Below are 24,234 nucleotides of genomic sequence, written 5' to 3'. Positions count from 1 at the left end.
GAGCGGGGAGGCGGCTCCCCCTGTGGCGGACGATTATCCGACCGGTCCGAGCACGCGGGTGTCAACTCGGTGGGTCGTCTTGTGCCGGGAGGGTGATGGTGACGGTCAGGCCGCCGGCCGGTAGAGGGGATGCCTCGACACTGCCTTGGTGGGCGTGCACGATCGATCTGACGATGGCCAGGCCGAGGCCGGTTGATTTCGAGCTCGCGGTGCGGGGGGACGCCAGCCGCTGGAACGGCTCGAACAACCGGCCGACCTCCGCCGGGGGGATGGGGTCGCCGCTGTTGCTCACCGTGAGGAAGGCCGTTCCGGGGCTCCGGCCGGTGGTCACCTCGATCCAGCCGCCGGGGTGGTTGTGACGGATCGCGTTGTCGACCAGGTTGCCGGCCAGGCGGTCCAGCAGGGCCGGGTCGCCGCGTACGGGGGCGGGGCGCAGGTCGGTGGTGACGGTGAGGGCGGCCTGTTCGGCTTCGTCGTCCGCTTCCGCCAGCGCCACAGCCGCGGACACCGCCAGGTCGTGGGGCTCTTCGGGCAGGACGTCGCGGTCGCTGCGGGCCAGGGCCAGCAGGCCGTCCAGGAGGCGTTCGGCGCGGCCGGTGGCGGTCAGGACGCGGTGGGCCATGGCCGTCCACTGGGCGGGGGTGCTCTGGCGTTTGGCCAGCATGACCTCGGCGCCGGTGCGGACGATCGCCAGTGGGGTGCGTAGTTCGTGGGAGGCGTCGGCGACGAATCCGCGCTGGCTGTTGAAGGAGGTCTCCAGTCTGGCCACCATCTCGTCGAAGGTGTCGGCCAGCTCCTTGAGCTCGTCGCGGGGCCCGGTGAGCGCGATGCGCTCGTGCAGCCGGTCCTGGGAGATCCGTCTTGTCGCGGCGGTGAGCGTCCGCAGGGGGCGGAGCATGCGGCCGGCGACGATCCAGGAGACACCGAGGCCCAGTACGGCCGTGGCCGCCAGGCCGATCGCCGAGGTGCCGGCGGTGTTCAGCAGCGTGCCGGAGCGCAGCCGGGCGATCTCGGCCTGCTTGATCTCGTAGGCCCTGAACTTCTCCGCGTCCTCGGGGGACAGCGGGGCGGTCTGGGCCGTCATCTTGGCCTCGGACGGGCCGTCCAGGTCGTTGTAGAGGCTGTGGTAGAGCAGCGCGTAGTTGAGCGCGAGGAGCGCCGCGCAGGTGGCCACGAGCACGACCGCGTACACCAGGGTCAGCCGCAGCCGGATCGACGGGGCCGGCCTCACAGCCGGTACCCCGCCCCGACGAGGGTCTCGATCAGGGGTGGGTCGCCCAGCTTGCGGCGCAGGCGGGCGATGGTGACCCGCACGGTGGCGGTGAACGGGTCCGCGTGCTCGTCCCACGCCCGTTCCAGCAGGTCCTCGGCGCTGACCACGGCGCCGTCGGCGGCCATCAGGATCTCCAGCACGGCCAGTTCCTTCGTGGTCAGCGGGATGATCCGGCCGCCGCGGGTGACGGTTCGCCGCGCGGTGTCGAAGGTCAGGCCGGCGCGCAGCAGGACCCGCGGGGCGTCGCCGGCCCGCCGGGCGAGCGCGCGTATCCGCAGCACGAGCTCGTCGAAGACGAACGGCTTGGGCAGGTAGTCGTCGGCGCCGAGGATCAGGCCGGCGACGCGGTCCGCCGCCTCTCCGGCGGCGGTGAGCATGAGGATCCGGGCGTGGGTGCCGCCCGCGGCCAGCGCGGTGCACACCTGGTCGCCGTGCAGCAGCGGCAGGTCGCGGTCGAGCACGACCACGTCGTACCGGTTCGCACCGGCCTTGTGCAGGCCGTCGAGCCCGTCGGCCGCGAGGTCGACGGCCATGCCCTGGTCCCGCAGCCCGTCGGCGACCTGTTCGGCCAGCAGTACCTCGTCCTCGATCAGCAGCACTCGCACCCGCGTCTCCTCCTTGCCTCCGGCAAGTGTCCGCGATGGGGGGTAACAGCGCTGTTACGCGTGCTGTGACGGTGTCGTTGCGGCCTTCCTGGTCCGCTGGGCCGGACAAGGAAGGGAATGCCGATGAAGAAGAGTCTGATCGCCGTCTGCCTGGTGCCGCTCCTGCTGGGCACGGCGGCCGCCTGCTCGAAGCCGGACGACGGCAGGGGCGTGGCCTCGGTGGACGAGCCCGCCGCGCCGGGCGCGTCACCGAGCCCCGGCCGGATGGAACAGCTGCTCAGGTACGCGCGGTGCGTGCGGGAGCACGGCGTGCCGATGCAGGACCCGCGGGCCGACGGCGACGGCGTCAGGGAAGGGCAGATCGAGGAGGGATTCGACAAGGACAAGGCGGACACGGCGCAGGAGGCGTGCAAGCAGTTCCGTCCCCCTCAGGAGAGCGGCTCCGACGTGACGCTGAAGCAGGAGCTGTCGCGGCAGCTCGCGCGGTGCATGCGGGAGCGCGGGGTGGAGCAGTACCCCGACCCGGACCCCGACGGCCGCACCCGGGTCGACTCGTCGGTCGGGGAGGATCCGCAGTTCGGCGAGGCGAAGAGATTCTGCGAGGCGCGGGCCGACTCGTCGTTCGCGTCGCGGCGGCCGACCCCGTGAACGACACCACGGCGACCCGGCCCGTACCCGGCCGGCGGCGGCGCGGGCGGGCCGTCGCGGTGGCCGGTGCGGTCGTGCTCGCGGCCGGGGCGGCGACCGCGGCGGCGGTCGGGTTCGGCGGGAGGGGCACGAGTGCGCCGGACGTGCCGGACCTGCCGCCGGCCACCGCGCGGGTCGTCCGGCAGACGATGCTGGACACCGACGAGGAGCCGGGCGAGCTGGGCTACGGCGCCGCGACCACGCTGGCCGGACGGGTCGCGGGCGTCGTCACCAGGGTGCCGCCGGCCGGCCGGGTCGTCCGCCGGGGCAAGCCGATCTACCGGGTCGACAACGCGCCGATCGTGCTGATGTACGGCCCCGTCGCCGCGTACCGGACGCTCGCCCCGGGCGTCGTCGGCGCGGACGTGCGGCAGTTCGAGAGGAACCTGAAGGCCCTCGGGTACGGCGGTTTCACGGTGGACCGCGTGTACACCGCGATGACCACGACCGCGGTTCGGCGTTGGCAGAGAAAGACGGGTCTCCCGCAGACGGGCCAGGTCGAGCTGGGCCGGGTGCTGTTCGCCCCGGGCCCGATCCGGGTCGGCGCCGTCACCGCCGGGGTGAACCAGAACACCGGCGGCGGGCAGCAGGTACTGCGGTACACCGGCACCGGCCGCCAGGTGACGGTCCGGCTGGAGGTGTCCAAGCAGCGGCTGGCCCGCAAGGGGGTCAAGGTGCGGGTCCGGCTGCCGGAGGGCACGACGGTGGCCGGACGGGTGAAGCAGGTCTACACCGTGGTCCAGCAGGCGACCGAGTCCGGCGGCGAGCCCGAGACCAGGATCGAGGCCGTCGTCTCGCTGGGCGACCCCGGCGCGGCGGCCGGGATCGAGGCGGCCGTGGTCACCGTGGTCTTCACGGCGGCCAGACGCCGGGACGTGCTCACCGTGCCGGTCGCGGCGCTGGTGGCGCTGGCCGAGGGCGGCTACGGCGTCGAGGTCGTCGAGGGAACCGCCGCGCGCCATCTCAGGGTGGAGACCGGCCTGTTCGCGAAGGGCCGGGTCGAGATCACCGGCGCGGGACTCCGGGAGGGCATGACCGTGGGGATGCCGCGATGATCGGGCTGACCGGCGTGACGAAGGTGTACCCGGGCGGCGTCCGCGCGCTCGACGGCGTCAGCCTGAGCATCGGCGCCGGTGAGCTGGTGGCGGTGGTGGGCCCGTCCGGTTCGGGCAAGTCCACCATGCTGCACATGCTGGGCACGCTCGACCTGCCCACGTCCGGCCGGGTGACGATCGACGGCCACGACGTGTCGCGGTTGTCGGACCGGCAGCTGTCGGCCCTGCGGGCGCGCCGGATCGGCTTCGTCTTCCAGCGGTTCCACCTGGCCGCCGGGGTTCCGGCGCTGGACGACGTGGCCGACGGCCTGCTCTACGCGGGCGTGCCGTTCAAGGAGCGCAGGCGCCGGGCGGCGGCGGCGCTGGCGCGGGTCGGGCTCGGGCACCGGCTCGGGCACGAGCCGCACGAGCTGTCCGGTGGCGAGCGGCAACGGGTCGCGATCGCCCGGGCGGTGGCCGGCGAACCGGCGTTGCTGCTCGCCGACGAGCCGACCGGCAACCTGGACTCCGTCTCGGGCCAGGGCGTCATGGCGGTGCTGCGGGACCTGCACGCCGCGGGTACCACGGTGGTGGTCATCACCCACGACCGCGAGCTCGCGGCGGGCCTCGACCGTCAGGTGATCATGCGCGACGGCCGGGTGGCCGGCGAGACGGCGCCGCACGGGACGGCCTCGTGATGACCGCGCGGCAGGCCCGCTCCCCGCTCGCGCACGCCCGGATGGCCCCACGCGACGTCGCCAGGGCCGGTGCGGCCGGGCTGCGTACCCGGCCGGGCCGGGTGCTGCTGTCGGCGCTGGGCATCGCGATCGGGATCGCGGCGATGGTCGCGGTGGTGGGCATCTCGTCGTCGTCGCGCGAGCAGCTCAACCGGCAGCTCGCCGCGCTCGGCACGAACCTGCTCACGGTCTCCCCGGGAAGGACCATCGGCGGCCGGGACGCGACGCTGCCCGCCGAGGCCGAGGCGATGATCTCGCGGATCGGCCCGGTCACCGCCACCTCGGCGACCGGGCGCGTCCCCGGTGTCAGGGTGTACCGCTCGGACCGGATCCCCAAGGTGGAGACCAACGGGCTGGCCGTGCGCGCCGCCCGGTTGAGCCTGCCGCGGACCGTCGGCGCGAGTTCGCGCGGCGGCGCCTGGCTGAACGGCGCCACCAGCCGGTACCCGGCGGCGGTCCTCGGCGCCGACGCGGCCGGGCGGCTCGGCGTCGGGCGGGCGAGCCCTCGGGCGGAGATCCTGGTCGGGGGCGAACGGTTCACCGTGATCGGTGTGCTCGACCCGGTCGCGCTCGCGCCGGAGCTGGACACGGCCGTCCTGGTCGGCTGGGAGATCGCCGTGGACCTGTTCCGCTTCGACGGGCGGGCGACTACCGTCTACACCAGATCACGGGACAGCCAGGTCGAGGCGGTGCACGCCGTCCTGGCCGCCACCGCCAACCCGCGGGCGCCGGGCGACGTCAGCGTGTCCCGTCCCTCGGACGCGCTGGCCGCGCGCCGGGCGGCCGACGCGACGCTCAACGGGTTGCTGCTCGGCCTCGGCGCCGTGGCGCTGCTGGTCGGCGGGGTCGGGGTGGCCAACACGATGGTCATCTCGGTGCTGGAACGCCGGGCCGAGATCGGGCTGCGCCGTTCGCTCGGCGCGAGCCGGGGGCAGATACGGTCGCAGTTCCTGGCCGAGTCGCTGTTGTTGTCCGCGCTCGGCGGCGTGGGCGGGGTGCTGCTCGGCGTGGCCGTCACCGCCGGGTACGCCGCCTACCAGGCCTGGCCGGCCGTCGTACCGGCCTGGGCGACGGCGGGCGGCCTCGGCGCCACCGTCCTCATCGGCGCTCTCGCCGGCCTCTATCCGGCGCTGCGGGCGGCCCGGCTCTCGCCCACCGAGGCACTGGCCGCTTCCTGACCACGTACCGCCACAAACCGACCATGAGGAGAGGTCCGATGGACGCAGACGACAGGCGCGCCGGTTCCGTGACCGCGGGGCCGGGGGCCGCCAGGCCCAGCCGGTACGTCCTCACCGGGGCTCCCGGCGTGGGGAAGACCTCGATCGCCGGTGCGCTGGAGGCGCGCGGATACGTGGTGATCGGCGAGGCGGCCACCGACGTCATCTCCCGGCGGCAGGCGCGGGGTGAGGACGAGCCGTGGACCGACCCCGGCTTCCTCGACGCGATCGCCGGCGTGCAGCGGCGGCGGCAGGAGGCGGCGGACGCCGCGAGCCCGGGGGTCCAGATCTACGATCGTTCACCGATCTGCACCTTGGCCCTGGCGCGCTTCCTCGGGCACCCGATCTCTCCGTCGCTCGCGGCGGAGGTCGAGCGTGTGGCCGGCGAGGACGTCTACGACCGCAGAGTCTTTCTCGTGCACCCGATCGGGTTCGTGACACCGACCGCGGTGCGCAGGATCACCCCCGAGGACGCGCTGGCCTTCGGCCGCGTGCACGAGGAGGTGTACCGGGCGCACGGCTACGAGTTGGTCGGCGTCCCGCCCGGCGGCGTCGAGGACCGTGCGGCGGCGGTGGAGGGCCACATCCGGTCCTGGTCCGCCGCCGCCGGGCGGGGGGCGACCTGAGCCGTCACGCGACCACCTTGCCGAGGAAGGAGTACAGGTTGGCGCGGGTGCGGGCGACCTTTTCCTCCACGGTGAGGGACTCGTCGACGACACCGCCTCCCGCGGCCTCCCTCTTCCCCCGGGTGTAGAGGGAGCAGGCGAGGTCGACGCACAGGTACTGGCCGACCGAGTTGCCCTGGCGGCCGGCCTCGCCGGTCCGGCGGGCGGTCATCAGGGCCACGCCGCCGCTGGTGTGGGTGGTCAGGCACAGGGAGCACATGCTTCGGGAGGTGAAGGTGCGCGCCGCGCCGGAGGTCACGCGGAGTGCGACGCCGACGAGGGGGCCGCCGCGTTCGGCGATCAGGTAGGCGCGGTCGAGGGCACCCGGATCTCGCCAGCCGAGGAAGTCGAGGTCTTCCCACGGATGGTCGGCGAGGTCTTTGGGGAGGTTGACGCGCTTGGCCTCGCCCTTGGAGCAGTTGACGAACGAGGAGCGGATGTCGTGCTCGGTGACTGGTCTCATGAGCGGGGAGGCTAGCTCCCCTTAAGGGTAGTATGCAAATACTTAATACCTGTAAGAAGGGCGGCCCATGGCACGTGCGGGGGTGACCGCCGAGCGTCTGACCAGGGCGGCGGCGGACCTGGCCGACGAGATCGGCTTCGAGAACGTGACCGTCTCGGCGCTGGCGCGCGGCTTCGGGGTCCAGCCCGCGGCCCTGTACTCACACGTCAAGGACATGCGGGACCTGAAGGTCAGGGTGGCGACGCTGGCGCTGACGGAGCTCGCCGACAGGGCAGCCGCCGCCCTGGCCGGGCGCGCGGGCAGGGACGCGCTGGTCGCCTTCGCGAACGCCTACCGGGACTACGCGAAGGCGCACCCGGGCAGGTACGCCGCGGCGCAGATCGAGCTCGACCCGGAGAGCCCGGCCGCCGGCCCGGCGCGGCGGCACTCGGAGATGACGCGGGCGATCCTGCGCGGCTACGAGCTGCCGGAGCCCGGCCAGACGGACGCGATACGGATGATGCACGGCACGTTCCACGGGTACGTGAGCCTGGAGAAGGCGGGCGGGTTCCGCCACCACCCGCGCGACGTGGACGCCTCGTGGGCCAGAACCCTGGACGCCCTCGACGCCGTCCTCAGGAACTGGCCGCCCGACCCCGGAGCGTGAAGCCCAGGTTCACACGAGCCCCCGGCGGCTGGCCTGCGCGCCCGCCTGGAAGCGGGTCTCGGCGTTCAGCTCGTCCAGCAGGTGGCGCAGGCGGCGGCGGAGGCTGCGGGGGCTGGTGCCGAGCTGGCGGGCGATGGCGTCGTCCTTGAGGCCTGCCGAGAGCAGCGTCAGGAGCCGGCGGTCGTCGGGGTCGAGTTCCGCCCACTGCGGCTCCTCGGCCCGGTCGGACGCCTGCGGCGCGCCGTCCCGGGGCGCGGGCTGCGGGTACATCGGAAGCGCCTCCTGCCACAGGCGCTCGAACAGCTCGACCAGGGCCACCACCATGGTGGATCCCTTGATCAGCACGCCGCGGGTCAGCGGGGGCTCCATCTGCAGCGGCATGACCGCCCGCCACCGGTCGACGATCGCCACCTTGAACGGCAGCTCGGGCAGGACCCGTGCCTCCTCGCCCGCCTTGACCAGGCTGCCCACCTCGTCCAGGGCCCCCGCGTGCTCGAACGCCTCGGGCACGTAGATGGTCCGGTAGCGGACGCCCTTGTGGAGCAGGCCAGTCTGCAGCGGGTTGTGGTAGTCCAGCACGTACGGCGGCCGGTCGAAGGTCAGCACCTCCTCCTTGGCCTCCTGTTGCAGCCGGACGTACCACCGGGCCTGCTCCTCGGGCCCGGCGAGCACCTCGAACTGGCCGCCCTCCTCCGGGTCCTGGCCGACGGTGCGGAAGGCCGCCTCCAGCTGGTCGGCGGTGTCGGTGAGCCGGTCCAGGTCGCTCTGCAGGCCGCGCACCAGGGAGCGGATGGCGGTCCCCGGGTTGGTCGCCGTCCAGCGGGGCGACCGTCCCCACAGGCGGCTGACCAGGCCTTTGGCGCGGAGCCTGCTCAGCGAGGACTGGATGCGGCCCGAGCTCTCGCCGCTCCGCATGACGAGTTCCTGCACGGTGATGCCGGGAGAGGCCAGCACCCCGCGGTAGATCCGCTCGTCGAACGCGCTGATCCCCACGGCCTCCAGCGCCGGGCCGTCATCGTGCATGCCCTCGATCTTGGCCAATTCGGGCAGTTGCCGCAATAGGCCACATGAGCCACCTTGTCACCAAAATTCACATACGGTTAGAAATCGGGTTGTGCTTCAGCGAACCGCCCTTATCGGCGTTGTGATAGCGGCCCTGGTAGCGGCTGCCACGCCGGCCCAGGCGACCCCCACCCCCACCCCGACGGCCCCGCCCGCCACCCAGGGGGAGCAGGCCACCCCGAAGGCCGGCCCTCCCAAGACGATCACCCTCATCACCGGCGACAAGGTCACCCTTCGCGCGCTCCCCGACAAGCAGACCCGGCTCGACGTCAAGGCGGGCCCCGGCCGGGAGAAGGTCACCTTCGTCCACCGCCGGGCCGTGGACGGCCTCAGCGTCGTCCCCGTGGACGCGATGCCCCTCCTCGCCGCGGGCAGGCTGGACCCCCGGCTGTTCAACGTCACCCAGCTCGCCGCCCTCGGCTACGACGACACCGCCAGCACGGCTCTCCCGCTGATCGTGACGTACGCCGCCGGCACCACCGCGCTGCGCGTCGCGGGCGGGCGACCGCTGCCCGCGATCAACGGCGTCGCGCGGAGCGAGCCGCACGCCGCGGCGGGCACGCTCTGGAAGTCCCTGACCTCGCAGGCCGCCAGGACGGCGGCCGGGCCCGACAAGATCTGGCTGGACGGCAAGGCCAAGCTGTCCCTCGACGTCAGCGTCCCGCACATCGGCGCGCCGCAGGCGTGGGCGGCCGGTCACACCGGCAAGGACGTCACCGTCGCGGTGCTCGACAGCGGCTACGACCCCGACCACCCCGACCTGCGGAACCTCGTCGTCAAGGCCGAGAACTTCACCGCCGAGCCCGACGTCCGCGACCTCAACGGCCACGGCACCCACGTCGCCGCCACGATCGCCGGCTCCGGCGACGCCTCGGGCGGCAGGTACAAGGGTGTCGCCCCGGGCGCGAAGCTGCTGATCGGCAAGGTCTGCGAGCAGAGCGGCAACTGCCCGGACTCCTCGATCATCGAGGCCATGACCTGGGCCGCGGAGAACGGCGCCCGCGTCGCCAACCTCAGCCTCGGCAGCCCCGACACCCCCGGCGACGACCCGCTGGAGCAGGCCGTCAACACGCTGTCGGAGCAGTACGGCACGCTGTTCGTCATCGCGTCCGGCAACGACGGCCCCGAGACGCTCGGCTCGCCGAGCAGCGCCGACGGCGCGCTGTCGGTCGGCGCCTCCTACGCAGCCGACGACACGGTGGCCGGCTTCAGCAGCACCGGCCCGCGCGCCGGCGACGCCGCGGTCAAGCCCGACCTCATCGCCCCCGGCGTGGACATCGTCGCGGCCCGGGCCGCCGGCACCTCCGCCGGCTTCCCCGTGGACGACTCCTACACCTCGATGAGCGGCACGTCCATGGCCACCCCGCACGTGACGGGGGCGGCGGCCATCGTCGCCGGCCTGCACCCCGGCTGGAAGGCCGCCCAGATCAAGGCGGCGCTGATGGCCTCCACCGCGCCCGGCGACGAGCTCGGCGCCTACGTCCAGGGCTCCGGCCGCGTGGACGTCGCCCGTGCCGTCACCCAGCAGGTCACGTCCGAGCCGGCCTCGCTGAGCATCGGAGAGATCGAGCTGCCCGGCTCCGCACCGGTCAAGCGCACGCTCACCTACCGCAACGACGGGGACGCCGCCGTCCGGCTGGACCTGAGCGTGACGGCCAAGGACGGCCACGGTGAGACGGTGACGCCGTTCACGCTGGGCGCCACCACGGTGGACGTGCCCGCGCGCGGCACGGCGCAGGTCGAGGTGACCGCGGAGCCGGGGGCGATCGGCTGGTACAGCGGCACGGTCGTCGCCACCGGCGCCGACGTCTCCGTCCGCACCGGCATCGGCATGCGGGTCGAGCCGGAGAAGCGCGGGCTCAAGCTGGCCTTCACCGGCTCGGACGGCAAGCCCGCCCAGTACGCCTTCGCCGGGCTGATCGACATCGACGCCAAGGAGCAGCGCAACTACGACATCTCCGGCGGCGCGCTGGAGCTCCGGCTGCTGAAGGGCCACCGCTACACGGTCGTCACCCTCATGGCCGACCAGGACGGCACCCTGGTGATGGCCGCGGAGCCGGAGTTCACGCTCGACGCCGACCGCACCGTCACCGCCGACGCCCGCAAGGCCAAGCCGGTGGACGTGCGCACGGACGAGCCGACGGCACGGCTGGCCATCGGCATGCTCGGCATGCTCCAGATCGTCGAGGGCATCCAGCCCCTCGGCGTGGACGTCGATCTGGCCGACAAATGGGGCGCGGACCGCGTCGACGGTATCAAGGCCATCCCCACGACCCGCACGGCGAGCAAGAAGTTCGCCTACTACCGGTGGACGCAGTGGGCCAAGCCCAAGGGCGACGGCAGCTATGACGACAGCCCGTACTTCTACCACCTGATGAAGGCCGAGCCGCGCATCCCCGCCGACCCCGGCTACCGGCCGCGCCGCCGCGACCTCGCCGAGGTGAACTCCACGTACGCCACCCAGCAGGACGGCAAGCTCGGCGAGCACTACGCCCTGCCCGTGCTGTACGGGACCGAGCTGGCCTGGATGCCGTACGGCGAGGTGTCCCGGTTCCCGCTCCCGTTCCGCCGGACCGAGTACTACACGCCCGGCGACACCGGCTGGTACCCGTCCTTCCTCCAGTACAAGGCGTCGGAGGGCTGGGACAACCTCGACCAGTTCTTCTTCGGGCAGACCACCGTCTACCAAGCCGGACAGAAGACCACCGACCGCTGGAACAACGGCGTCTTCGGCGCCGCGCTCACCCCCGGCGGCGACCTGTCCTGGCGCGAGGGCGACCTGCTGCAGTTCGCCTCCCACCTGTTCGAGGACGGCGTGCCCGAGCGCTACTCCTACGGCGAGTACCTCGCCCCCAAGTCCAGGCTCTACCGCGACGGCAAGGAGATCTTCACCGCGGACTACCTGGTCGGCAACGTCGACGCACCCGCCGACAAGAAGGAGGCCGACTACCGGCTCACCATGACCGCCGACCGCGACCCGGCCATGACCAAGTTCTCCAGCCGGGTCACCGCCGAGTGGCGCTTCAGGTCGAAGACCCCCGCGGCGGGCAAGCGCCAGGTGCTCCCCCTGATGGCCGTCAAGATCAGCCCGCGACTGGACGACCGCAACCGCGCCTCCACGGGCCACATGCGGATCCCCCTGCGCGTCCAGCGCCAGGACGGCTCCCCCGACCTCAAGCTGAAGACGTTCACCGTGGACATCTCCTACGACGACGGCCGCACCTGGCTCCCCACGCTGGTGCACCCGTCGGGCGATGACACCTGGTCGGCCGAGACCTGGCACCCGTTCATCACCCGCGGCCGATTCGCCTCCCTGCGAGTCAAGGCCACCGACACCGGCGGCAACGCCTTCACCGAGACCATCACCAGGGCCTACGAGATCAAGTGACGACCCCCGAGACCCCGTCGTGCCTTCCGGGCGCGGCGGGGTCTCGCTGATCGCGGTCAGGCGTCGCCGGGGGCGCCCGTCTCCTGGAGGCGGCCGCCGGCGAGGCGCAGCCAGCGGTTCACCCTGATCTCTTCGAGGAAACGTTCGTCGTGGCTGACCACCACGAACGCGCCTTCGTAGGCGTTCAGGGCGCCTTCCAGCTGGGCGATGCTCACCAGGTCGAGGTTGTTGGTGGGCTCGTCCAGCAGGAGGAGCTGGGGCGGGGGGTCGGTGTACAGGACACAGGCCAGGGTGGCGCGCAGGCGTTCGCCGCCGGAGAGTGCGGCGACGGGGAGGTGGACGCGGGGGCCGCGGAAGAGGAAACGGGCCAGGAGGTTCATGCGCTGGGCCTCCGGCATCGCGGGGGCGGAGACGGCCAGGTTCTCCGCCACGGTGCGGGCCGGGTCCAGCAGGTCCAGGCGCTGGGAGACGTAGGCCACGCGGCCTTCGGCGCGTCTGGTGTCGCCGGTGTGCGGGTGGGGGTCGCCGTTGATCAGGCGGAGGAGGGTGGACTTGCCCGCGCCGTTGGGGCCGGTCAGGGCGATGCGTTCGGGGCCGCGGATCGTCAGGGTGGCGCCGGGAGCGGCGAAGACGGGGTGCCGGTCGTAGTGGACCTGCAGGTGTTCGCCGTGGAAGACCGTGCGGCCCGCGGGGACGTTGGTTCCCGGGAGGTCCAGGGCGATCTTCTGGTCGTCGCGGAGGGCGCGGGACGCCTCGTCGAGCCTGGTCCTGGCGTCGTTCATCCGGGCGGCGTGGGTTTCGTCGGCCTTGGCCGCCGATTCCTGCGCGTTGCGTTTCATGGTGCCGGCGAAGATCTTGGGCAGGCCGGCGTTCTTGAGGTTGCGGGACGCGTTGGAGGCGCGGCGGGCGGCGCGCTCGCGGGCCTGCTGCATCTCTCGTTTCTCGCGTCTGACCTCTTGCTCGGCGTTACGGATGTTCTTCTCCGCCACCTCGCGTGCGGCGCGGACGGCCTCTTCGTACTCGGTGAAGTTGCCGCCGTAGGAGCGGATCTCGCCTCGGCCGAGTTCGGCGATGCGGTCCATGCGGTCGAGCAGCGCGCGGTCGTGGCTGACCAGCAGCAGGCAGCCGTTCCAGTCGTCGAGCACGCCGTAGAGCTTGTGGCGGGCGTCCAGGTCGAGGTTGTTGGTCGGCTCGTCGAGCAGGAGGACGTCGGGGCGCTTCAGCAGCTGCGCGGCGAGGCCCAGGGAGACGACCTGGCCGCCGCTGAGGGTGCGCAGGGGGCGGGTGAGGGAGACGTTTCCCAGGCCGAGCCGGTCCAGCTGAGCGCGGGTGCGTTCCTCGATGTCCCAGTCGTTGCCGATCGTGGTGAAGTGTTCCTCGCGCGCGTCACCGGACTCGATGGCGTCAAGCGCCTTGATCACCGGGGCGATCCCGAGGACCTCCGCCACGGTCAGGTCGCCGGTCAGAGGGAGGGTCTGCGGGAGGTAGCCGAGCACCCCGCCGGTGGAGACGGTGCCGCCGCTCGGCCGGTACTCACCGGCGATCAGCTTGAGGAGGGTGCTCTTGCCGGCGCCGTTGGGCGCGACGAGGCCCGTGCGGCCACCGCCGGCGGTGAAGGAAAGGCCCTGGAAGACAGGAGTGTCGTCGGGCCAGGAGAAGGAAAGGTTGGAACAGACGATGAACGCATCGGACATGCGAGAGACCTCGTGTGGGATGCGGGCGTGCCGGAGGGCGCCCAGCGGGGAAGGGTCGGGAACGACGACACGGCCACCACGGCGGCGACTCTCGCGCCTGCCGATGGCCGATCACTTCCGGGTCTCACCCGGAGATGTCGTCGTCACCTGCCACGTCTGGTTCTCTCCCTGCTCGCGGTCACTCGCGACCCACCCTAGCAGGGAGAAAAAAGTGTGAGCGTGAGACGAGGGCCGTCCGGCACCGCGTGAGGCCGCCGGATGTGCTGACGGCGCGGGGAGTCAAGGCCCAGGTCAGGGGTCGAATTCCCCATCGGCTCTCGATTGTTTCCAGTGCGTTTGTCGATCTTCCGTCGTAAGCGTTGCCCTACTCGGCACATACTGGAGGGGATGAAGCCAGCTAACGGCGAGTCCCGTCGTCACCTGCCCACAAGTCCCTTCAAGCCCCCGCGTCCCGCGCCGCCCGCCGAGCGGTTCAGCGTCGACGATCGGGTGACCCATGATCGATATGGCCTTGGCGTTGTCATCGGTGTGGAAGATGAGATCGCCGTGGTCGTCGATTTCGGGTCCCGTCAGGAACGAATCACGACACCCTTCAACAAGCTCTACAAGCTCTGAGACCGCCGCAGGGCGGGGCGGCGCGCGGCGCCGGCCCATCCGCGCGGCGGTCGACTCGACCGGGTCCGCACCTCGGGTGCGCGGCCTGGTGGCTGTTTCACGCGTCTGGATCCGGACCTTCGGCTAGGTCCGGTAGGGCGGGGCGACGCCCCGGCCCCAGCGTGGGCACCGGCTCCTCGGCCGGAGAGGTCATGCCAGGTTGCGAGAAATGCTCTCTTCGACCTGCGCTGACGTGTGACCATTCAGACTTTCGCCCAGGCTGAGCGCGCGCCGGGCCGCCCCGTCATCCGGCGTACCGAGGGTCTTCCCGTTCCCCGTCCCGGATGAGGATCACTGGTCTTCCGGAAGTGCCAGATGATCGCGGAGGTGACCGGCGACAGGTTTGCCGCCGGTCACCGTTCTAGCCCTCGTGGACGGCGCGGTAGACGCACGAGATGACGCCCTTGTAGCTGGTGACCGTGGAGACCAGTTCCAGGGTGCGCTTCACGCCGTCGTCGGTGAAGACGCGCTTGCCGCCGCCGAGCAGCACCGGCATGATCACGAGGCGGAGCTCGTCCACCAGGCCCTCGCTCACCAGGGCGCGTGCCAGCGTGGTGCTCCCCATGACCAGCAGGTCGCCGCCCTCGGTCTCGCGCAGCTCGCGGATGCGGGTGAGGGCCTCGGCGCCGGGGATGCGGGTGGTGTTCCAGGTCATCTCGTCGTCGCGCAGGGTGTCGGACACGACGTACTTGGAGATGGCGTTCATCCTGTCGGCGAACGGGTCGCCGGCCCGCGTGGGCCACGCCACCGACATTCCCCGCCAGGTGTGCCGGCCGTAGAGCAGCGCGTCGGCACCGGCGATCGCGGCGGCGAAGGCGCCCCCCACCACCTCCGGGTCGAAGAACGGGTGCGTCCAGCCGCCGTGGGCGAAGCCGCCGTCGGTGTCCTCACCCTTGCCGCCGGGGGCCTGCACGACGCCGTCCAAGCTCATGAACTCAACGATCAGGATGCGCATGGGATTCACTCCTCAGGGGGGTTGTCTCGACCGGGCCACCGGTCTCCGGCATGACTTCAAGGTAGCAGCCGACAACTTTTTTTGTCAAGCACACTTTGATTGTCGGTGCCCGACGCGCCGCCCTTGGAGGGGATGACGGCAGGAGGTTTCGTCATCACTCCAGGTCGACGACAGCTTCCCTGTTCGGAGTGGATGGAATGCGGAAATGATTAGTAAACCTTCCTATTGACAAGAGATGTGACGGCGATGTTACATCCTCTTAATTCAAGCCTTGAAGGTACTTCCGGCGGGCATCTCGGCCGGACGTCACCTGGCTGGCAGGGACCAAAGACCGGAGGTCTTCGATGCGTAAACCCCGGGTTCTCCTCATGGCCGTGGCGATGGCCGTGACCTTGGCCGGTGGGCTGGTCGCGGTTTCGAGTCCGGCCCAGGCCGCCATCGGGCCTGTCACCTGGTCTGACGAGTTCAACGGGGCGTCAGGGACGTCGATCGACGGCGGCAAGTGGAAGTTCGACACCGGCGGCGGCGGGTGGGGGAACAACGAGCTGCAGTACTACACGAACACGACGCGGAACGTTTATCACGACGGGCAGGGACACCTCGCGATCACGGCCCGCCGGGAGAATCCCTCCAACCTGCAATGCCACTACGGGACGTGTCAGTACACCTCGGGGCGCATTCTGACGGCGGACAGGTTCAGCCAGGCGTACGGCCGGTTCGAGGCCAGCATCAAGATTCCCCGGGGACAGGGGATCTGGCCGGCCTTCTGGATGCTCGGCGGGAACAGCTGGCCGAACACCGGTGAGATCGACATCATGGAGAACGTCGGGAGCACGCCGAACACCGTGTACGGGACGGTGCACGGGCCTGGGTACTCCGGGGGCAACGGTGTGGGCGGCAGCCGGAGCATCGGGGCTCCGCTCGCGGACGCCTTCCACAGCTACCGCGTCGACTGGTCGCCGAACCTCATCATCTGGTACCTCGACGGGTCGGAGTTCTTCCGGGTCACGCCGGCCAACATCCGCGGCAACCAGTGGGTGTACGACCACCCGTTCTTCATGATCCTGAACGTCGCGGTCGGCGGGAACTGGCCGGGTCCCCCCAACTCCAGCACGACGTTCCCGCAGACGATGCTGATCGACTACGTCCGGGTGTCCGCGTGGACCAGCGACGGGCCGGGGACGGGCGGCTCGGTGCTGCGGTCCGCCCTGAGCGGGCGCTGCATCGACATCCCGGCGGCCAACCCGGCCGACGGCGCGCGGCTGCAGATGTACGACTGCAACGGCACCGCCGCGCAGCAGTGGTCGATCAACAGCGACGGCACGGTGCGCGCGCTCGGCAAGTGCATGGACGCCGCGGCGGCGGGGACCGCGAACGGCACCGCCATCCAGCTGTACACGTGCAACGGCACCGCCGCGCAGCGCTTCACGCTCAGCGGGGCCGGGGACCTCGTGAACGTGGCCGCCAACCGGTGTGTGGACATCGTCAATCGCAACACCGCCAACGGCGCGCAACTCCAGCTCTGGGATTGCACGGGATCGTCCAACCAGAAGTGGACGCGTACCTGAGTCCCGGGAAATACGAAAAGGCCGGCAGCGGGGTGCTGCCGGCCTTTTCTCTGTGCCTGTGACCCACCTGTCAGTGAGGCCCGCAGCCCTTGTTCCGGCCGGAGTCCTGCTCACCGTGGCAGTGGGACGGGCGGAGTTCGTAGTCCTTCCACGGCGCGATGGTCCGGTAGCCGCCGAAGTAACGGTTGTACGCGTTCTCCGCTCGCGCGCCCTCGCCGTCGAACGGGTCGTCGTTCAGGTACGAAGCGGTTTGCGGGGACATTTCCTTGTCGTAGAAGTAGTGATCGAGATATTCGGCGGTCATCTTCCGCTGCGGCGTGTCCTCGGCGTGCGGCTGGCCGGGGGGCACGGGCCGGACGTTGAACTTCACCAGGTCGTCGGCGTCGTAGCCCAGCGTCCTGTACACGAACTTGGCGGCCTGAAGGCCGAGGGGGTCGCTCTCCGCGCCGTCGCCGTAGTCGTTCACGGTGTTGTGCAGCACGATGGCCCGCGGCGCCAGGGTGGCCACCAGCGAGTGCTGGTCGAAGGGGATGCGATCGCCGTAGCCCCAGGCGCCGTCCAGCCGCTCGTAGAAGCGGCCCGGCGTGAGGAAGCGGCGAAAGAGCTCGGTGGTGCGGCTGGGGTTGTGGCGGATCGTGTCGGCGAGCATCTCGGTGCCGGCCGCCTGGCTCTGGTCTCCTTTCCGGGTGGTGCTGACAGGACCGTTGGGTGCCCGGTGCCGCCGTGTCCCCTTCGGGCAGCTCAACGCGGGGCCGCCGCCCGAGGCCGTGATCACCCCGTCGCCCCGTCAGGGTTCGTTCTACCGGCGCCGTGACGGCGGGATGTTGTACGGCGAAGTCGGCGCCGCCGTACGGCGAGAAACCGGTCGACGTATCGCGGCGAAGCACGATGAGCCCGGCAGGGTCGGGGGTGCGGGGGTGTCCCCCGTACAGGAACAGCCCTTGCGGCTTCCGCGCGAAGCGCGCCCTCCGCAAGGACCATTTCACCGGCGCCGCACACGCGGGTTGTCCGCCGTACGACGGCGCCGGATTCGCCGTACCACGTCCCGTCTTACCGGCGCCGGTAAGACGAACCCCGACGGGGCGACGGGGGGACGCGGACGGGGCGGCACGGACGGGGCGGCGCTGGGTACGGGGGGTTGGGCCGCGTGTTCGGGGATGGGGGGGCGCGGAAGAATGTGGGGAGGGGGTGTCGAGGTTGGTGGGGGGGCTCCGACTGGTAGGTGATGGGGCGCCGATGGGGCGTGTGAGGTGGAAGGGGATTTTGGGATGAAGTATCTGCTGATGATCTACGGCAACCAGGAGAAGTGGGACTCGATTCCGGCGGCGGAGTGGCCTGAGGCCATCGCCAGGCAGGATGCGTTCAACAAGAAGTATGAGGAGAGCGGGGAGCTCGTCGGGGCGTACGGGCTGGCGGATGCCTCGGAGGCGCGGCTGGTGCGGCGGGAGAACGGGGTGCCTGCGGTGACCGATGGGCCGTACCTGGAGACCAAGGAGTACATGGCGAGCTTCTACCTGCTGGACTGCGCGAGCGAGGAGCGGGCGCGGCAGATCGCGGCGGACATGCCGTGGGCGGACCAGGATCCCGTCGAGCTGTGGCCCGTCCCGCACGAGTCGCCGGGTAATCGCAAGTGATCGCCGGCCGGGGCGTCGAGGACCTGCTCCGTGAGCTGGCGCCGCAGGTCCTCGGCGCGCTGGTCCGCCGGTACGGGCAGTTCGACGCGTGCGAGGACGCCACCCAGGAGGCCCTGCTGGCGGCGGCGACGCGGTGGCCCGCCGCCGGGCTGCCGGAGAACCCGCGCGGCTGGCTGGTGACGGTCGCCACGCGCCGGCTGCTGGACGAGTTCCGCAGCGCCTCGTCGCGGCGGCGCAGGGAGGCCGCGATCATGGCGGCGACCCCGCAGTCCGCGGTGCTGGAGACGCCTCTGGACGCCGACCCCCAGGCGGGGGGCGACGAGACGCTGACCCTGCTGTTCCTGTGCTGCCATCCCGCGCTGTCCCCGCCGAGCCAGATCGCGCTGACGCTGCGCGCGGTCGGCGGGCTCACCACCGCGCAGATCGCGGCGGCCTTCCTGGTGCCGGAGCCCACGATGGCGCAGCGCATCAGCCGGGCCAAGCAGAGCATCAGGGCGAGCGGCGCGCCGTTCGCCATGCCGGAGGCGGCGGACCGGGCCGAGCGGGAACACGCCGTGCTGCACGTGCTGTACCTGATCTTCAACGAGGGGTACACCGCCACCACCGGCGCGGCCCTCACCGCGCCGCGGCTGTCCGACGAGGCGATCCGGCTCACCCGCCTGCTGCGGCGGCTGCTGCCGGACGACGCGGAGGTCGCCGGGCTGCTCGCGCTGATGCTGCTCACCGACGCCCGCAGGCCCGCGCGGTCCCTCCCGGACGGGAGCCTGGTGCCGCTGGAGGAACAGGACCGCGGCAAGTGGGACCGGGCGTGCGTCGCCGAAGGGGTCGCGCTGATCAGCGAGACCCTGCCGCGCGGCGTCGTCGGCCCGTACCAGCTGCAGGCGGCCATCGCCGCGATCCACGACGAGGCCGAGACCCTGGACGCCACGGACTGGCCGCAGATCCTCGCGCTGTACGAGCTGCTGGAGCGCACGGCCCCGAACCCGATGGTCACCCTCAACCGCGCCGTCGCCGCCGCCATGGTCCACGGCCCCGCCGCAGGGCTGGACCTGCTCGCCACGCTGGAGTCCGACCACCGCATGGCCCGCCACCACCGCCTGCTCGCGGCCCGCGCCCACCTGCTGGAACTCGCCGGCGACCCGTCCGCGGAAGCCGTCTACCGTCAAGCCGCCCTGCGCGCCACCACCGTCCCCGAGCAGCGCTACCTCACCGGCCGCGCCACCCGCCTCGCCGGGCCCGGAGCCACCCGGTACCGGGACGAAGAGGGCTGAAAGTTTCCGGCAGAACCGCAGGTCGCCGGGGGGCCAGGTGGGGGACGGTTGACTTGGGGCTGGAAAACCGGTGCGGTGGGCGTTGTCAACAACGCCGTGAGCAGCGAGAAGTTCAGCTGGGTTGTAAACCAATTGGCTGTGGCGCCTGCTAGGTGGGTGTGGTGCGCCGGGAACTCGCTGGTCCGTCCTCCGATTGGAGACAAGACACCGTGAAGACCCATCCCCCGAACGCGGGACCGCGCGTGCGGCATGCGCTGGCAGCCCTCCTTCTGGCCGCGACGGGCGCGCTCGTCGTCGCTCCCCCGGCGCACGCGGCGGCGTGCGGCAGCGGGTCGGGCAACGCGGAGGCGGTGCTCAGCGGGAGCACCTGGACGGCCCGCAACGGCGGGAGCACCCTCTACACCGGCAGCAGCATGATCGAGGCGATGCGGCGGGCGGTGGGGAGTCTCAGCTCGGGGCGCACGTCCAAGCAGAGGGTGGTCGTGCGCGGGTCGGGGTCGATGAACGCCAACCAATCGCTCGACCTGCCCAGCTACACCGTGCTGGAGGTGTGCGGGACGATCAACGTGAGCGGGACGATCAGCGCCAACAACGCCGTGGTGCGGGCGCAGAACGTCACCGACGTCGAGGTGCCCTACCTGAACGTGACCGGGTCGCCGTACTTCGGGGTGTTCATCCGGAACGGCACCAACATCATCCTCGGTCAGATGGACCTTCGGCTCGGGTCGGCCGGGCTCGGCATCCGCATCGACAACCACAGCAACCGCAACGTGCGGACCAGGAACGTGCGGATCGACAACGTCTACGCCTCCGGCGGCAACAGCCACGGCGTCGAGACCTACGGCGTGGACGGCATCACCATCGGCACCGTGACGGCGCGCAACACCGGGCAGTCCGGGCTGCTGCTCAACGACACGATCAACGCCACGATCAGCACCGTGGACGCCCAGGGCGCGGGCACCGGGACGGGGTACGCGGCGTTCCGCATGGCCAACCGCAACGGCCGGATCGGCAGCTCGTACCCGGTCAACATCCGGGTCGGCTCGGTCGTCGCCCGGGGCGGCGGTCGCGGCGTCTTCTGCGTCTCCGAGAGCGGCGGCGTCGTCATCGACCGGGTGGACATCTCGGGGACCGGCAGCAACTCGATCCTCATCGAGAACTGCTACGGCGTGACGATCGCCGGGCAGAGCGGCAGCGTCAACGGCTCGGACGTGCGCATCGCCTCGCGCACGGAGTTCCCGGTGTCGTCGAACATCACCCTGCAGAACCTCACCCTGACGAACTCGGTGATCACCGAGAGCCCGTGCGGGACCAACATCGTGATCCGCAACATCAACCTGGTGAACTCGCGCATCAACCGGTGCTGAGGAACCGGTGACGCTCCCGGCCCCCGTTGAGCCGGGCCGGGAGCGGCGTCTCACCGGCCCGTGAAGAAGCGCGCGAGCACGGGAGCGAGGATCTTCGCGTCGACCCTGTGTTCGGGGGCGTCGAGGGTGCGGCGTGCCGCGCCAGGCACGAGGGCGGCGATCGCGTCGGCCGCCGGGCCGAAGAAGTCGGCGCCGAGCCCCGGCATGTGGGGGTCGGCGCCCGTGCCGGTGAGGACCAGGGCGGGCCGGGCGACGGCGGCCAGGCGGGACGCGGGCGGCGGGCCGTCGCCGAGGCAGGCGGCGTCGTGGGCCAGGGTGGGGGCGAGCTCCTCCAGGGCGGGCCACATCGGCGAGGAGCGGGCCCCGGCGATGTCCTCCTCCGGGGCGCCGGCCAGCCGCATGAACAGCGCCAGCGCCGCCTCGACCACCGCGGCGAGATCTTCGATCTCCCGCTCCAGCGCGTACGGCGCGATGTTCCCGCTGCCGCCCCGTCCCCGCCGCGCGTAGTTCACGACGGTGAACTCCCCCGCCAGCTCCACGGCCAGCGGCGCGTTCTCGGCCCCGTCGTCCAGCGCGCCGCCCACCAGCACGACGGACGGGCCGTCGCCGATGCGCTCACAGACGATCTGTGTGCCGTCCCTGGACTCGACCCGCGCCATGGCTCTCCTCCGTCGGTCCGCCCTCCCGCGCGAATCTACGTGGCGCGACCGACAAGAACGCGGGAGATCATCGTCTCGGCGGGCCTGCCGAGCACCTTCTCCAGGTCGGCGCTCCGCTGTTCCAGCGCGCCCGCGCGCACCTGCGCGTTGATCCACCCCATGGGCCCCTCCGGGCCCGGCACCTCCCGGTACGGCACGCCGAGCGCCTCGGCCACCTCCGGGTGGGTCCACAGCGGGCCGGCGAGGTCGTAGGCCTGCCCGAGGTGGCCGTCACCGGTCAGCACGCTGGCCGCCGCCTCGGCGAGGTCCGAGCGGAAGGCGGTGTTCAGGCCCCTCCCGCCCGTGCTCGCGAGCAGCTCACCGCCGGTGACCACCGGGACGAAGGCATCGCCGTAGAAGGGGTTGCGCAGCAGGGTGAACGGCACGCCGCTCGCGCGGACGGCCCGCTCGGTGGCGTGATGGGCTTCGAGCATGCCGGCCGCGGAGGTGCCCGCGCCGAGGAAGCTGGTGTACGCGACGGCGCCCACCCCGGCCTCGGCGGCGGCGGTGACCGCGGCCAGGTGCTGGGCGATCCTGCGGCGGGGGTCGAGCTCCGGCGACGAGATCAGCAGCAGGCGGGTGGCGCCATCGAACGCGGCGCGCAGGCTCGCCGGGTCGTCGTAGTCGCCGTACCGGACGGGGACGCCCTCGGGTGCGCGGGCGGGGTCGCGCACCACGGCCGTCACCGCCGCCGAGGGACGCAGACGCTCGACCACCAGACGGCCGAGGGCACCGGACGCGGCCGTTACCACGATCATGGGGCTCCCTTCCCGGAGAGAATCGGCCCCTAGTCAACTCCGGGCATACAACCCGATACCACCCATTTTTCCGGGGGACAGACCGCGTCAGGGGGTCCCGCCTGCGCCGGGGAGGGCGAGGCTGAAGGCGTTCTGGGCGGTGTAGGTGGCCGGGAGGAGGCGTGCCTTGCCGGTCTCGACGTTCAGGGCGTAGGAGGTGAAGGTGACGAAGGGGGCGTCGAAGGAGTCTTCCGGGTCCTCGGGCCCGATGTCGCTGATTCGGGGGTGCGGAACGCCGGTGCAGGTTCTCAGCGGGAGGGCGACGGCGGTGATCTCGGTGGGGGACAGCCAGGCGCGCAGATAGATCTTGTGGGTGGTCATGGGCAGGCCGGTCACCCGGACCACGCGGCGGACCCTCCCGGTCTTCGGGTCCAGGTGGGTGAGGGAGCCGGGGACACAGGGCACGGAGTCGGCGGTCACGTTCTCCTGGAGGGCTACGAGGGTTTCGCCGTCATCGGCCAGGGGGCCGAAGTAGTAGTGCCGCGGGAGGGTGACGGAGGTGGCGTTGCCGGCGGTGGACGTCACCCACAGGTAGGAGATCGTCCGCAGCCGCGCCTTGGGGGAGAACTGCGCCAGCGTGATGGTGTTCCCGTCCGCGGACAGCCCGATGGGGGCCCAGCCGTTCGGCAGCGGGCGGGTCATGCGTTCGCGCATGTCGATGAGCATGGCCGGGTCCGCCAGGGCGGGCATCTTGCTGAACGCCAGGAAGCGGCCGTCGTCGGACAGCAGGAGACGCGAGATCGAGCCGAGCCACGCCTCGGGGATCCTGACGGGCGCCGTCACCTCGGTGCCGCCGGCCAGCTCGCGGACCACGAAGGTCTTCGCCCTGTCGGCGTAGTAGGCGATCCTGCGGCCGTCCCGGCTGATGACGAGCGAGCTCGCCATCCCCTTGTGGGCCTGCGGGACGTGGTAGGTCGTCCCGCTCTCGGTGACCACCCGCCAGGCGCCGTCCCGGCAGTCCGCGGGGATCCTGCCGTCGCCGGGGTCGCACGCGGTCCTGTAGGCGTGGCTCAGCGGGCCGACTCCCCGGGCGGGCAGGTCGGTGACCGTGCCGGAGGCGGGCTCCCCCACCGGCTTGTCGTGCATGAGCCGCACGCCCGCCGTGACGCCGAGCAGGGTGAACACGACGGTGCCGGCGGCGACCAGGGCCATGGTGGTGCGCCGGCGATGCGCGTGCGCCCTGAGCACGCGGTCGGCCAGGTCCACCGGGGGGGCGTCGTCGGCGATCTCGTTCAGCACCTGACGCAGCCCTGTCATCGGTGTGCCTCCTGAGTCTCGGCCTGGTCTTCAAGCTCGGCGAACCTCGGGGCCAGTTCGGGCGCCAGCGCGCGCAACCGGCCGAGGGCGTAGTGGACCTGGCTCTTGACGGTGCCGAGCGCGCAGCCCAGCATCTCGGCCGTCTCGCGCTCGGTGCGGTCCTCGAAGTAACGCAGGACGATCACCGCGCGCTGCTTCGGGGTCAGCCGCATCAGCGCCTGGCGGAGCACGATGCGGTCGACGGCGGACTCCTCGCTGGAGTACGCCCGGTCCGGCGGCTCGGCGCTCGGCACCTCGCCGGCGCCGCGGCGCCGCCGCCAGGAGATGTGCTGGTTCACCAGCGCCCTGCGGACGTACGCCTCTGGGCTGTCGAGCCGCTGCCAGCGGCCCAGCACCTTGAGCAGGACGCTCTGCAGCAGGTCCTCGGCGAGGTGCGCGTCGCCCGTCAGCAGGTACGCCGTGCGCATCAGCGACCGCTGGTGGGCGTCGACGAACTCCCGGAAGGCGTCATGGCGATCCAAGGTGTCTCCTCACAACCCTAACGACGCCGGCGGCACGGCAA

The 24,234-nt window shown here is 71.7% G+C and carries 23 protein-coding genes; 12 read left to right on the top strand and 11 right to left on the bottom strand.

All coding sequences use genetic code 11. The features are described 5' to 3' along the window. Window positions 1-61: 61 nt before the first annotated feature. Both ACFP1K_RS03065 and ACFP1K_RS03060 read right to left on the bottom strand, forming a co-directional pair. Entirely contained in the window at window positions 62-1,231 is a 1,170-nt protein-coding gene (locus ACFP1K_RS03065) for a sensor histidine kinase (protein WP_380746880.1), read from the bottom strand. After that, window positions 1,228-1,878, bottom strand: coding sequence for a response regulator transcription factor (locus ACFP1K_RS03060; protein WP_380746878.1), 651 nt, complete (start codon window positions 1,876-1,878; stop codon window positions 1,228-1,230). Before ACFP1K_RS03060 ends, ACFP1K_RS03065 begins: the two co-directional genes overlap by 4 nt. 123 nt (window positions 1,879-2,001) lie before the next feature. On the opposite strand from ACFP1K_RS03060, the gene ACFP1K_RS03055 reads away from it, so the two are divergent. From ACFP1K_RS03055 to ACFP1K_RS03035, 5 genes are read left to right on the top strand one after another with little or no spacing between them, the layout of a single operon-like run. Then, a complete protein-coding gene (locus ACFP1K_RS03055; RefSeq protein WP_380746876.1) occupies window positions 2,002-2,526 on the top strand; it encodes a hypothetical protein in 525 nt (174 codons plus the stop codon). Beyond that, window positions 2,523-3,620: a peptidoglycan-binding protein gene (locus tag ACFP1K_RS03050; RefSeq protein ID WP_380746874.1), complete on the top strand. Its 1,098-nt coding sequence runs from the start codon at window positions 2,523-2,525 to the stop codon at window positions 3,618-3,620. The genes ACFP1K_RS03055 and ACFP1K_RS03050 overlap by 4 nt, the downstream gene beginning before the upstream one ends. Beyond that, window positions 3,617-4,297 carry an ABC transporter ATP-binding protein gene (locus ACFP1K_RS03045; RefSeq protein ID WP_380746872.1) on the top strand — a complete coding sequence of 227 codons (681 nt, stop codon included), beginning with the start codon at window positions 3,617-3,619 and terminating at the stop codon, window positions 4,295-4,297. Before ACFP1K_RS03050 ends, ACFP1K_RS03045 begins: the two co-directional genes overlap by 4 nt. Further along, complete coding sequence (locus ACFP1K_RS03040) at window positions 4,297-5,514, top strand: ABC transporter permease (protein ID WP_380746870.1); 1,218 nt, start codon at window positions 4,297-4,299, stop codon at window positions 5,512-5,514. The genes ACFP1K_RS03045 and ACFP1K_RS03040 overlap by 1 nt, the downstream gene beginning before the upstream one ends. Window positions 5,515-5,552: 38 nt before the next feature. Then, window positions 5,553-6,179: an AAA family ATPase gene (locus ACFP1K_RS03035; protein ID WP_380746868.1), complete on the top strand. Its 627-nt coding sequence runs from the start codon at window positions 5,553-5,555 to the stop codon at window positions 6,177-6,179. A 4-nt stretch (window positions 6,180-6,183) separates the two neighbouring features. Here ACFP1K_RS03035 and ACFP1K_RS03030 read toward each other — a convergent pair whose 3' ends face one another. Beyond that, entirely contained in the window at window positions 6,184-6,681 is a 498-nt protein-coding gene (locus ACFP1K_RS03030) for an FBP domain-containing protein (RefSeq protein WP_380746866.1), read from the bottom strand. A gap of 67 nt (window positions 6,682-6,748) precedes the next feature. Here ACFP1K_RS03030 and ACFP1K_RS03025 point away from each other — a divergent pair, with 67 nt between their 5' ends. Further along, the gene (locus ACFP1K_RS03025; RefSeq protein ID WP_380746864.1) at window positions 6,749-7,327 is read left to right on the top strand and encodes a TetR/AcrR family transcriptional regulator; all 579 of its coding nucleotides are present in this window, start codon (window positions 6,749-6,751) and stop codon (window positions 7,325-7,327) included. A gap of 9 nt (window positions 7,328-7,336) precedes the next feature. Here the strand turns inward: ACFP1K_RS03025 and ACFP1K_RS03020 are convergent, their stop codons facing one another. Further along, on the bottom strand, window positions 7,337-8,350 hold the full coding sequence (locus ACFP1K_RS03020) for a TrmB family transcriptional regulator (protein WP_380746862.1): 1,014 nt from the start codon (window positions 8,348-8,350) through the stop codon (window positions 7,337-7,339). Window positions 8,351-8,441: 91 nt separating this feature from the next. On the opposite strand from ACFP1K_RS03020, the gene ACFP1K_RS03015 reads away from it, so the two are divergent. After that, window positions 8,442-11,777 (top strand): S8 family peptidase, encoded by a 3,336-nt coding sequence (locus tag ACFP1K_RS03015; RefSeq protein ID WP_380746860.1) that lies wholly within the window; start codon window positions 8,442-8,444, stop codon window positions 11,775-11,777. Window positions 11,778-11,833: 56 nt separating this feature from the next. On the opposite strand, the gene abc-f is transcribed toward ACFP1K_RS03015, so the two are convergent. After that, complete coding sequence (gene abc-f / locus ACFP1K_RS03010) at window positions 11,834-13,471, bottom strand: ribosomal protection-like ABC-F family protein (protein ID WP_380746858.1); 1,638 nt, start codon at window positions 13,469-13,471, stop codon at window positions 11,834-11,836. Window positions 13,472-13,858: 387 nt separating this feature from the next. Between abc-f and ACFP1K_RS03005 the strand changes: the two genes are divergently transcribed. Further along, complete coding sequence (locus tag ACFP1K_RS03005; RefSeq protein WP_380746856.1) at window positions 13,859-14,086, top strand: hypothetical protein; 228 nt, start codon at window positions 13,859-13,861, stop codon at window positions 14,084-14,086. 400 nt (window positions 14,087-14,486) lie between these two features. Here the strand turns inward: ACFP1K_RS03005 and ACFP1K_RS03000 are convergent, their stop codons facing one another. Next, window positions 14,487-15,080: a dihydrofolate reductase family protein gene (locus ACFP1K_RS03000; RefSeq protein WP_380746854.1), complete on the bottom strand. Its 594-nt coding sequence runs from the start codon at window positions 15,078-15,080 to the stop codon at window positions 14,487-14,489. Between the two features lie 344 nt (window positions 15,081-15,424). Between ACFP1K_RS03000 and ACFP1K_RS02995 the strand changes: the two genes are divergently transcribed. Further along, on the top strand, window positions 15,425-16,648 hold the full coding sequence (locus tag ACFP1K_RS02995; RefSeq protein ID WP_380746852.1) for a ricin-type beta-trefoil lectin domain protein: 1,224 nt from the start codon (window positions 15,425-15,427) through the stop codon (window positions 16,646-16,648). A 70-nt stretch (window positions 16,649-16,718) separates the two neighbouring features. Here the strand turns inward: ACFP1K_RS02995 and ACFP1K_RS02990 are convergent, their stop codons facing one another. Beyond that, window positions 16,719-17,423 carry a hypothetical protein gene (locus ACFP1K_RS02990; protein ID WP_380746850.1) on the bottom strand — a complete coding sequence of 235 codons (705 nt, stop codon included), beginning with the start codon at window positions 17,421-17,423 and terminating at the stop codon, window positions 16,719-16,721. A 493-nt stretch (window positions 17,424-17,916) separates the two neighbouring features. On the opposite strand from ACFP1K_RS02990, the gene ACFP1K_RS02985 reads away from it, so the two are divergent. The 3 genes from ACFP1K_RS02985 to ACFP1K_RS02975 all read left to right on the top strand — a co-directional run bounded on the left by ACFP1K_RS02985 (window position 17,917) and on the right by ACFP1K_RS02975 (window position 20,920). After that, on the top strand, window positions 17,917-18,282 hold the full coding sequence (locus tag ACFP1K_RS02985; RefSeq protein WP_380746848.1) for a YciI family protein: 366 nt from the start codon (window positions 17,917-17,919) through the stop codon (window positions 18,280-18,282). Then, window positions 18,279-19,553: an RNA polymerase sigma factor gene (locus ACFP1K_RS02980; protein WP_380746846.1), complete on the top strand. Its 1,275-nt coding sequence runs from the start codon at window positions 18,279-18,281 to the stop codon at window positions 19,551-19,553. The genes ACFP1K_RS02985 and ACFP1K_RS02980 overlap by 4 nt, the downstream gene beginning before the upstream one ends. A 242-nt stretch (window positions 19,554-19,795) precedes the next feature. Next, window positions 19,796-20,920, top strand: coding sequence for a hypothetical protein (locus ACFP1K_RS02975; protein ID WP_380746844.1), 1,125 nt, complete (start codon window positions 19,796-19,798; stop codon window positions 20,918-20,920). A 50-nt stretch (window positions 20,921-20,970) separates the two neighbouring features. Here the strand turns inward: ACFP1K_RS02975 and ACFP1K_RS02970 are convergent, their stop codons facing one another. The 4 genes from ACFP1K_RS02970 to ACFP1K_RS02955 form a co-directional block, all read right to left on the bottom strand. Then, entirely contained in the window at window positions 20,971-21,579 is a 609-nt protein-coding gene (locus ACFP1K_RS02970) for an alpha/beta fold hydrolase (protein WP_380746842.1), read from the bottom strand. 35 nt (window positions 21,580-21,614) lie between these two features. Continuing rightward, window positions 21,615-22,376: an NAD(P)H-binding protein gene (locus ACFP1K_RS02965; protein WP_380746840.1), complete on the bottom strand. Its 762-nt coding sequence runs from the start codon at window positions 22,374-22,376 to the stop codon at window positions 21,615-21,617. Window positions 22,377-22,463: 87 nt separating this feature from the next. Then, entirely contained in the window at window positions 22,464-23,672 is a 1,209-nt protein-coding gene (locus ACFP1K_RS02960) for a hypothetical protein (protein ID WP_380746838.1), read from the bottom strand. Continuing rightward, window positions 23,669-24,193 (bottom strand): SigE family RNA polymerase sigma factor, encoded by a 525-nt coding sequence (locus ACFP1K_RS02955; protein ID WP_380746836.1) that lies wholly within the window; start codon window positions 24,191-24,193, stop codon window positions 23,669-23,671. The genes ACFP1K_RS02960 and ACFP1K_RS02955 overlap by 4 nt, the downstream gene beginning before the upstream one ends. Between the last annotated feature and the right edge of the window lie 41 nt (window positions 24,194-24,234).

The organism is Sphaerisporangium aureirubrum, assembly GCF_042658925.1.
Taxonomy (GTDB): Bacteria; Actinomycetota; Actinomycetes; order Streptosporangiales; family Streptosporangiaceae; genus Sphaerisporangium; species Sphaerisporangium aureirubrum.
Note: the sequence above shows the minus strand (reverse complement) of the source record. Positions and strands in the feature narration are given on the sequence as shown.

Bases quoted from the DNA above. Each gene is read 5' to 3' on its own strand.
- ACFP1K_RS03055 (WP_380746876.1), top strand. From the start codon at position 2,002: ATGAAGAAGAGTCTGATCGCCGTCTGCCTGGTGCCGCTCCTGCTGGGC.
- ACFP1K_RS03045 (WP_380746872.1), top strand. From the start codon at position 3,617: ATGATCGGGCTGACCGGCGTGACGAAGGTGTACCCGGGCGGCGTCCGC.
- ACFP1K_RS03040 (WP_380746870.1), top strand. From the start codon at position 4,297: ATGACCGCGCGGCAGGCCCGCTCCCCGCTCGCGCACGCCCGGATGGCC.
- ACFP1K_RS03035 (WP_380746868.1), top strand. From the start codon at position 5,553: ATGGACGCAGACGACAGGCGCGCCGGTTCCGTGACCGCGGGGCCGGGG.
- ACFP1K_RS03030 (WP_380746866.1), bottom strand. From the start codon at position 6,681: ATGAGACCAGTCACCGAGCACGACATCCGCTCCTCGTTCGTCAACTGC.
- ACFP1K_RS03025 (WP_380746864.1), top strand. From the start codon at position 6,749: ATGGCACGTGCGGGGGTGACCGCCGAGCGTCTGACCAGGGCGGCGGCG.
- ACFP1K_RS03020 (WP_380746862.1), bottom strand. From the start codon at position 8,350: ATGCACGATGACGGCCCGGCGCTGGAGGCCGTGGGGATCAGCGCGTTC.
- abc-f (WP_380746858.1), bottom strand. From the start codon at position 13,471: ATGTCCGATGCGTTCATCGTCTGTTCCAACCTTTCCTTCTCCTGGCCC.
- ACFP1K_RS03005 (WP_380746856.1), top strand. From the start codon at position 13,859: ATGAAGCCAGCTAACGGCGAGTCCCGTCGTCACCTGCCCACAAGTCCC.
- ACFP1K_RS03000 (WP_380746854.1), bottom strand. From the start codon at position 15,080: ATGCGCATCCTGATCGTTGAGTTCATGAGCTTGGACGGCGTCGTGCAG.
- ACFP1K_RS02995 (WP_380746852.1), top strand. From the start codon at position 15,425: ATGCGTAAACCCCGGGTTCTCCTCATGGCCGTGGCGATGGCCGTGACC.
- ACFP1K_RS02985 (WP_380746848.1), top strand. From the start codon at position 17,917: ATGAAGTATCTGCTGATGATCTACGGCAACCAGGAGAAGTGGGACTCG.
- ACFP1K_RS02970 (WP_380746842.1), bottom strand. From the start codon at position 21,579: ATGGCGCGGGTCGAGTCCAGGGACGGCACACAGATCGTCTGTGAGCGC.
- ACFP1K_RS02965 (WP_380746840.1), bottom strand. From the start codon at position 22,376: ATGATCGTGGTAACGGCCGCGTCCGGTGCCCTCGGCCGTCTGGTGGTC.
- ACFP1K_RS02960 (WP_380746838.1), bottom strand. From the start codon at position 23,672: ATGACAGGGCTGCGTCAGGTGCTGAACGAGATCGCCGACGACGCCCCC.